Source organism: Collinsella sp. AM28-11LB, assembly GCF_003469895.1.
Classification (GTDB): Bacteria; Actinomycetota; Coriobacteriia; order Coriobacteriales; family Coriobacteriaceae; genus Collinsella.
The window spans coordinates 195652-202116 of record NZ_QSKJ01000003.1 but is presented as its reverse complement, the minus strand read 5'-3'; the positions used below and the strand labels follow the sequence as shown (position 1 = coordinate 202116).

Sequence of the window (6465 nt, the reverse complement as noted above, 5' to 3'; positions counted from 1 at the left end):
GCAGTCAAGAGGTCAGGGGTTCGATCCCCCTCGTCTCCACCCGAGCATTGAATGAGGCTCCAACGCAAGTTGGGGCCTTTTTTCATATAGGCACACAAGGTCAAAGGCGGCACCATGATCCTCCTGGTAGACAAGATCGAAAAAAGCTTCGGCGCGCGCGTTCTCTTTAGCGGCGCGTCCTTCCAGATCAACCCCGGCGAGCGCTTCGCGCTCGTGGGACCCAACGGCGCCGGCAAAACCACCATGCTCAAAATCATCATGGGAATCGACAGCCCCGACGCCGGCCAGGTCCAGTACGCCAAGGACTGCCAGGTGGGCTACCTAGAGCAGGAAACCAACCTGGAGCAAAAGGACACCACCATTCTCGCCGAGGTCATGGCCGCTGCCAAGGAAATCCGCCGCATGGGCGAGCGCGCCAACGAGCTGCAGGCCCAGATCACCGAGCTCTCCGAACAGGGGAAGGACGTCGACGCACTCCTTAACGAGTATGGCCAGGTCCAGGACCGCTTTGAGCACCTGGGCGGCTACGAGCTCGAGAGCAACGCCCGTAAGATCCTATCCGGTCTGGGCTTTAAGGTCACCGACTTTGAGCGCCCGTGCTCCGAGTTCTCGGGCGGCTGGCAGATGCGCATCGCGCTCGCCAAGCTCTTCCTGCGCCACCCCGACCTGCTGCTTCTGGACGAGCCCACCAACCACTTGGACCTCGAGAGCGTCCAGTGGCTGCGCGGCTTTATTGCCAACTACGACGGCGCCGTCCTCATCGTCAGCCACGACCGCGCCTTCATGGACGCCTGCGTCGACCACGTCGCCGCGCTCGAGAACCGCCGCGTGACCACCTACACCGGCAACTACAGCAGCTACCTCAAGCAGCGCGAGGACAACCTGGAGCAGATGCGCGCCAAGCGCGCCGCCCAGGAGCGCGACATCGCCCACATGCAGGTCTTCGTCGACAAGTTCCGCTACAAGCCCACCAAGGCCGCCCAGGCCCAGGAGCGCATCCGCAAGATCGAGCAGATCAAAAAGGAGCTCGTCATCCTGCCCGAGGGCCACAAGCACATCGACTTTAAGTTCCCCGACCCGCCGCGCTCCGGCGACATGGTCGTGGGCCTCGAGGGCGTCTCCAAGTCATACGGCGATAAGCACATTTACAGCGACATCGTCCTCAAGCTCTACCGCGGCGAGCACGTGGCGCTCGTCGGCCCCAACGGCGCCGGCAAGTCCACGCTCATGAAGATCCTCGCCGGCCTGGAGCCACCCACCACCGGCACCCGCGAACTGGGCACCAACGTGGGCGTGGCCTACTACGCCCAGCACGCACTCGAGGGCATGACCGAGTCCAACACAGTCCTGCAAGAGATCGACACCGTCACGCCCAAGTGGACCGTGCCGCAGCAGCGCAGCCTGCTGGGCGCCTTCCTGTTTAGCGACAACGATTCCATCGAGAAACAGGTTCGCGTCCTCTCCGGCGGCGAAAAGGCGCGTCTGGCGCTCGCCAAGATGCTCGTGGCCCCCGAGGCGCTCCTGTGCCTGGACGAGCCCACCAACCACCTGGACATCGACTCGGTGGACATGCTCGAGAACGCCCTGCAAAACTTCCCCGGCACCATCGTGCTAATCAGCCACGACGAGCACCTGGTGCGCGCCGTGGCCAACCGCGTGATCGACATCCGCGACGGCAAGGTCACGGTCTATGACGGCGACTACGACTACTACCTCTACAAGCGCGAGGACCTCGCAGCCCGCGCCGCCGCCGAGGCGGCAGGGGAGAGTGCACCGGCCGCGACCAAGTCCGCCAAGGTCACCGCGGCCCAGCCCGACACCCCCGCCACCGCTTCCAAGCCTGCCGAGGGCAAAAAGACCAAGGAGCAAAAGCGCGCCGAGGCCCAGGCCCGTGCCGCACTCAACAAAAAGCTCAAGGGCGTGCGCAACCAGCTCAAGAAGATCGAGGCAGAGCTGGACAAAAAGCGTGCCCGCTATGACGAGCTTATGGAATTGATGGCGAGCGAAGAGCTTTATGCCGATCAGGATAAGTTCAACGCCGCGCTGGGGGAATATAACGGCCTTAAGCAAGAGCTGCCCAAGCTCGAAGACGAATGGCTGGAGCTTTCCACCCAGATCGAAGAGGAGACCGCGCGTGAACTCTCGTAAGGCCGCTGCCGTGGCGATGAGCATCATCGCCATCGCTTGTCGCATCTGCGGCATCTTTATGAGCGCGATGACCGTGCTGCTGTGCTTTAGCGGCCTCACCGCCAAGCTGCAGATCGTGGGCTTTGTCGTTGAGCTTTCTCGCGCACTGCCGAGCGCCATTGCCGGCTATGGCGTCATCACCTCACCTTTTGGCGGCGTGTTCCGCTTGGATTACGCCATCGTGGCCGTCATCCTGTTTGTAGCCGACTACTTGCTCACGCGCGCCTCGCGCCGCGTCCGCTAGGGGATCGACATGTCCGGCAGCTACCTCATGAACCTACTCGCCAGCGCGGTCGCCGTCATCGTGGGCATCGTTATCCACGAGAGCGCGCACGCAGCCGCGGCCTGGGCGCTTGGCGACAAGACGGCCCGCTCCCGTGGCCGCGTCTCGCTCAACCCGCTCAACCATATCGACCCGTTTGGCACCATCATCCTGCCGCTGCTCATGCTTGCCGCCGGCGGCCCGGTGTTCGCCTTCGCCAAGCCAGTGCCCGTCTACCTCAACAACCTCAAGCACCCCAAGCGCGACGAGGTCCTGGTGAGCGTGGCCGGCCCCGCGTCCAACATCGCACTCGCGTGTCTTGCCGCGGTCCTCATGCGCCTGGCCTATGGCAGCCTCTACACCAGCATGTCCTTTGCCCTGGCATCACAGATCATGAATTTCGGCGCTACGTTCATCGTGGTCAACCTGTCGCTTGCGTTCTTCAACCTCATCCCGATTCCGCCGCTCGATGGCTCATCGATCATCGTGCCCTTCCTCAAGGGCAAGGCGCTCAACAACTATTACCGCCTGCAGCAATACGCTATGCCCATACTCATCCTGGTGCTGTACCTGCTGCCCATGTGGACCGGCATCGACGTGATCGGCCGCTATTTCGACGTTACCGTGTATCCGCTCGCTGAGCAGCTGCTCAACTTCGCAATCGCCGGCATCTAAGGTAAACTTACAGGTCGACCGTGCATAACGGTCGTAACATGCACCCAAACCGCGCCGCGAAGGCGCCGTCAAAGGAGGTCGAAGATGTCGTATCGCGTGTCGACGCAGGTCTACAGCGGACCGTTCGACCTGCTGCTGCAGCTGGTTACCCGCCAAAAAGTTGATATCGGCGCCATCTCGATCAGCGAGGTGGCCGAGCAATACCTTGCCGAGGCCGAGCGCATCGAGGCGCTGGACCTAGACGTGGCGAGCGACTTTTTGCTGGTCGCGGCAACCCTTTTGGACATCAAAGCAGCCTCGCTGGTGCCTCAGGAAACCCCGTGCAAAGCCGATGACGACGATGACGAGCTCGACGAAGACCTCGAGGAGCTCAGCACGCTCGACGGCGACGCCCTTCGCGAGGTCCTGATCCAGCGCCTGATTGCCTACAAGCAGTTTAAGGGCGCGGCGGCGGCCCTCGGTGCCCGCATGCAGGCCGAAAGCCGCATGCACCCGCGTGTGGCCGGTCCCGACCCGGAGTTCCTGGGGCTCATGCCCGACTACCTGGCAGGCATCACCCTGCGCGGTCTCGCCGTCATCTGCGCTGACCTGGACGGCAAGCGTCAGACCTTCCTACTGGAGGCCGAGCACGTGGCACCGCATCGCGTGCCGCTCGACCTGACCGTAGCCTCAGTCGACCGCTTTACCATGGCGCACCAAACCTGCACCTTCCGCGAGCTACTGGACGGCGACGCCACCACCGAGCAGCTCGTCGTCACCTTCCTGGCCATGCTGGAGCTCGCCAAACGTGGCTCGCTCACCCTGAGCCAGGACAAGATCTTCGGAACCATCTGCATCAACCGAGTCGAGGGAGCCGAGGCATACGTGCCCGGCGAGGGCCCCGAGCTCACCGAATAGGAGCCGCAACCATGTCAACCCTTTCCACGCTGGAGGCAAACAGCCTCAAAGGCGCCCTCGAGGCGCTTCTGCTGGTGTCGAGCGACCCGGTGAGCGCGCCCGCGCTGGCAGGCGCGCTGGATATCGCCCCCGGCGAGTGCGCGTCGCTGCTCGCCGAGCTCAAGGTTGAGTACGAGGAGGCCAACCGCGGCTTTCAGCTGCGCGAGGTCGCCGGCGGTTGGCGCCTATTTACGCACCCCGCCTACCACGACGTAGTCGAGGCCTATGTGTTGAGCTGGGACACGCAAAAGCTGTCGCAAGCGGCGCTCGAAACCCTGGCCGTCATCGCATACCACCAGCCCGTGACGCGCGAGGTGGTCAAGGGCATCCGCGGCGTCAATTCCGACGGCGTCATCGCGTCGCTCGTCGACAAGGGCCTGGTGCGTGAGCTCGGCCGCGACCCCCAGCGCGGTCAGGCCATCATCTACGGCACGACCAACGCCTTCTTGGAAAAGTTCGGTCTGCGCTCCACCCGCGACCTGCCCGACCTGGAGCAGTTTGCCCCCGACGAGCAGTCGCGCCAGTTTATCCGCGAGCGCCTGAGCGGCCGCAGTATTCAGTCCACGCTCGAGGAGCAGGCCGAGGACCTAGACGAAGAGCGCGAACTGCTCGATACCGATATTGAAGATGTTGAGGCAGTCGAGGACTTAGAGACCCTAATCGTCGACGAGACCTCGGAGGATATGCATGACGAGGACTAACGAAATAGGGGAGACGCGCGCCATGGGCAACGCAGTACCCACAACCGACGCCCAGCCCGTCTATCCGCACACCATGCGCCTGCAGCGCTTTTTGGCGCGTGCGGGCGTGGCGAGCCGCCGTGGCTCAGAGGACCTGATGACCGCCGGCCGCGTGACCGTCAACGGCCAGGTCGCGACCGAACTAGGTACCAAGGTCGATGTCGACCGCGATCACATCGAGGTCGACGGCATGCCCGTCAAGCTCAACCAGGGCGCCGTGTACCTGATGCTCTACAAGCCGACCGGCTACCTCACCACCATGAGCGACCCGCAGGAGCGTCCCTGTGTGGCGGACCTGGTCCCCCGCGACCGCTTTCCGGGACTTTTCCCGGTGGGCCGCCTGGACCGCGACACCACGGGCCTTTTGCTCTTTACCACCGACGGCGACCTGTCGCAGGATCTGCTGCACCCCAGCAAACACGTCTACAAGACCTACCAGGCACTCGTGGACGGGCAGCTGACCGACCGCGATCTCACGCCGCTGCGTCGCGGCATAGAGCTCGACGACGGCCTGTGCCAGCCGGCAATCTGCCGCATCATCAACGCGCGCGAGGCCGAGGCCGTGGCTCCGCAAGGCATCAAGCCCGGCACCACCGCCGTGGAGGTCATCATCCGCGAGGGCCGCAAGAATCAAGTTAAGCGTATGTTGAGCAAGATCCACCATCCGGTAATCCGTCTGCATCGCTGCAACTTTGCCGGCCTTGAGCTCGAGGGTGTGGCCAAGGGCTCGTGGCGCGAGCTCACCGACTGCGAGGTGCAGATCCTCAAGTCCGGCGGCATCCCGCCTAAGCAGGCCGTCGGCAAGCGCGGTGCCGCGCCGGCGACCAACACCGCCAGCCGCACGCGTCACCACGGCAGCCACGGCTCCGCACCCAAGCGCAACACCTACCGCGAGCGCTACACCGGCTAGGCAACCCGCCGCGCCCCAACGCCCGCGAACCATACCAGCACGTCAATCATCGAAAGGAAGCATTGCATGATCGTCGCCATCGACGGCCCCGCCGGTTCCGGCAAGTCCACCATCGCCAAGGAGATCGCCCGCCAGCTGGGCTTTAACAAGCTCGACACGGGCGCCATGTATCGCGCCGTCACCTTCGCCGCGCTCGACCGCGGCATCGGCCTGGACGACGAGGCGGCAATCGACGCCCTCGCCGAGCAGATCGAGATCCGCTTTACCAACGGCACCGGAGAGGACACGCGCCTGACCGTTGACGGCCAGGACGCTTCGACCGCCATCCGCACCCCGCAGGTCGACGCCAACGTTTCCAAGGTCTCGGCCTATCCGGGCGTGCGCGCCGCCATGCTCATCCATCAGCGCCGTGCCGCCGAGGACCGCGATATCGTCGCCGAGGGTCGCGACATCGGAACCGTTGTGTTCCCCAACGCCCAGGTCAAGATCTTCCTGACTGCCGACCCGCGTGAGCGCGCCCGCCGCCGCGTGCTGCAGCGTCACCAAAACGACGCCCAGCCGCTCACGCCCGCGCAACTCGAGGCCGAGGTCGACGAGACCCTCGACGCCCTTAAGCAGCGCGACAAGCTCGACAGCAGCCGCGAGGTCGCCCCGCTCGTGCCCGCCGAGGACGCCGTGCACGTCGACTCCACCGCCCACACCATCGACGAGGTCGTGACCATTATCGAGGACCTCATCAACCAAAGGAGGTAGCC

General features: G+C 64.3%; 7 protein-coding genes. All 7 read left to right on the top strand.

The features are described from left to right. Positions 1–114 precede the first annotated feature (114 nt). On the top strand, positions 115–2148 hold the full coding sequence (locus tag DW732_RS03775; RefSeq protein ID WP_118098826.1) for an ABC-F family ATP-binding cassette domain-containing protein: 2034 nt from the start codon (positions 115–117) through the stop codon (positions 2146–2148). Then, a complete protein-coding gene (locus tag DW732_RS03770; RefSeq protein ID WP_164473297.1) occupies positions 2135–2431 on the top strand; it encodes a hypothetical protein in 297 nt (98 codons plus the stop codon). Before DW732_RS03775 ends, DW732_RS03770 begins: the two co-directional genes overlap by 14 nt. Before the next feature lie 9 nt (positions 2432–2440). Beyond that, complete coding sequence (locus DW732_RS03765; RefSeq protein ID WP_118098825.1) at positions 2441–3124, top strand: site-2 protease family protein; 684 nt, start codon at positions 2441–2443, stop codon at positions 3122–3124. A gap of 84 nt (positions 3125–3208) precedes the next feature. Then, positions 3209–4021, top strand: coding sequence for a ScpA family protein (locus DW732_RS03760; RefSeq protein ID WP_118098824.1), 813 nt, complete (start codon positions 3209–3211; stop codon positions 4019–4021). An 11-nt stretch (positions 4022–4032) separates the two neighbouring features. Next, complete coding sequence (gene scpB, locus DW732_RS03755) at positions 4033–4761, top strand: SMC-Scp complex subunit ScpB (RefSeq protein WP_118098823.1); 729 nt, start codon at positions 4033–4035, stop codon at positions 4759–4761. 22 nt (positions 4762–4783) lie between these two features. Beyond that, positions 4784–5710 carry a pseudouridine synthase gene (locus DW732_RS03750; RefSeq protein ID WP_118098822.1) on the top strand — a complete coding sequence of 309 codons (927 nt, stop codon included), beginning with the start codon at positions 4784–4786 and terminating at the stop codon, positions 5708–5710. 66 nt (positions 5711–5776) lie between these two features. Further along, positions 5777–6463 (top strand): (d)CMP kinase, encoded by a 687-nt coding sequence (cmk, locus tag DW732_RS03745; RefSeq protein WP_118098821.1) that lies wholly within the window; start codon positions 5777–5779, stop codon positions 6461–6463. Positions 6464–6465 lie beyond the last annotated feature (2 nt).

Coding starts and splice junctions, on each gene's coding strand:
- DW732_RS03765 (WP_118098825.1), top strand. CDS start 2,441: ATGTCCGGCAGCTACCTCATGAACCTACTCGCCAGCGCGGTCGCCGTC.
- DW732_RS03760 (WP_118098824.1), top strand. CDS start 3,209: ATGTCGTATCGCGTGTCGACGCAGGTCTACAGCGGACCGTTCGACCTG.
- cmk (WP_118098821.1), top strand. CDS start 5,777: ATGATCGTCGCCATCGACGGCCCCGCCGGTTCCGGCAAGTCCACCATC.
- DW732_RS03775 (WP_118098826.1), top strand. CDS start 115: ATGATCCTCCTGGTAGACAAGATCGAAAAAAGCTTCGGCGCGCGCGTT.
- scpB (WP_118098823.1), top strand. CDS start 4,033: ATGTCAACCCTTTCCACGCTGGAGGCAAACAGCCTCAAAGGCGCCCTC.
- DW732_RS03750 (WP_118098822.1), top strand. CDS start 4,784: ATGGGCAACGCAGTACCCACAACCGACGCCCAGCCCGTCTATCCGCAC.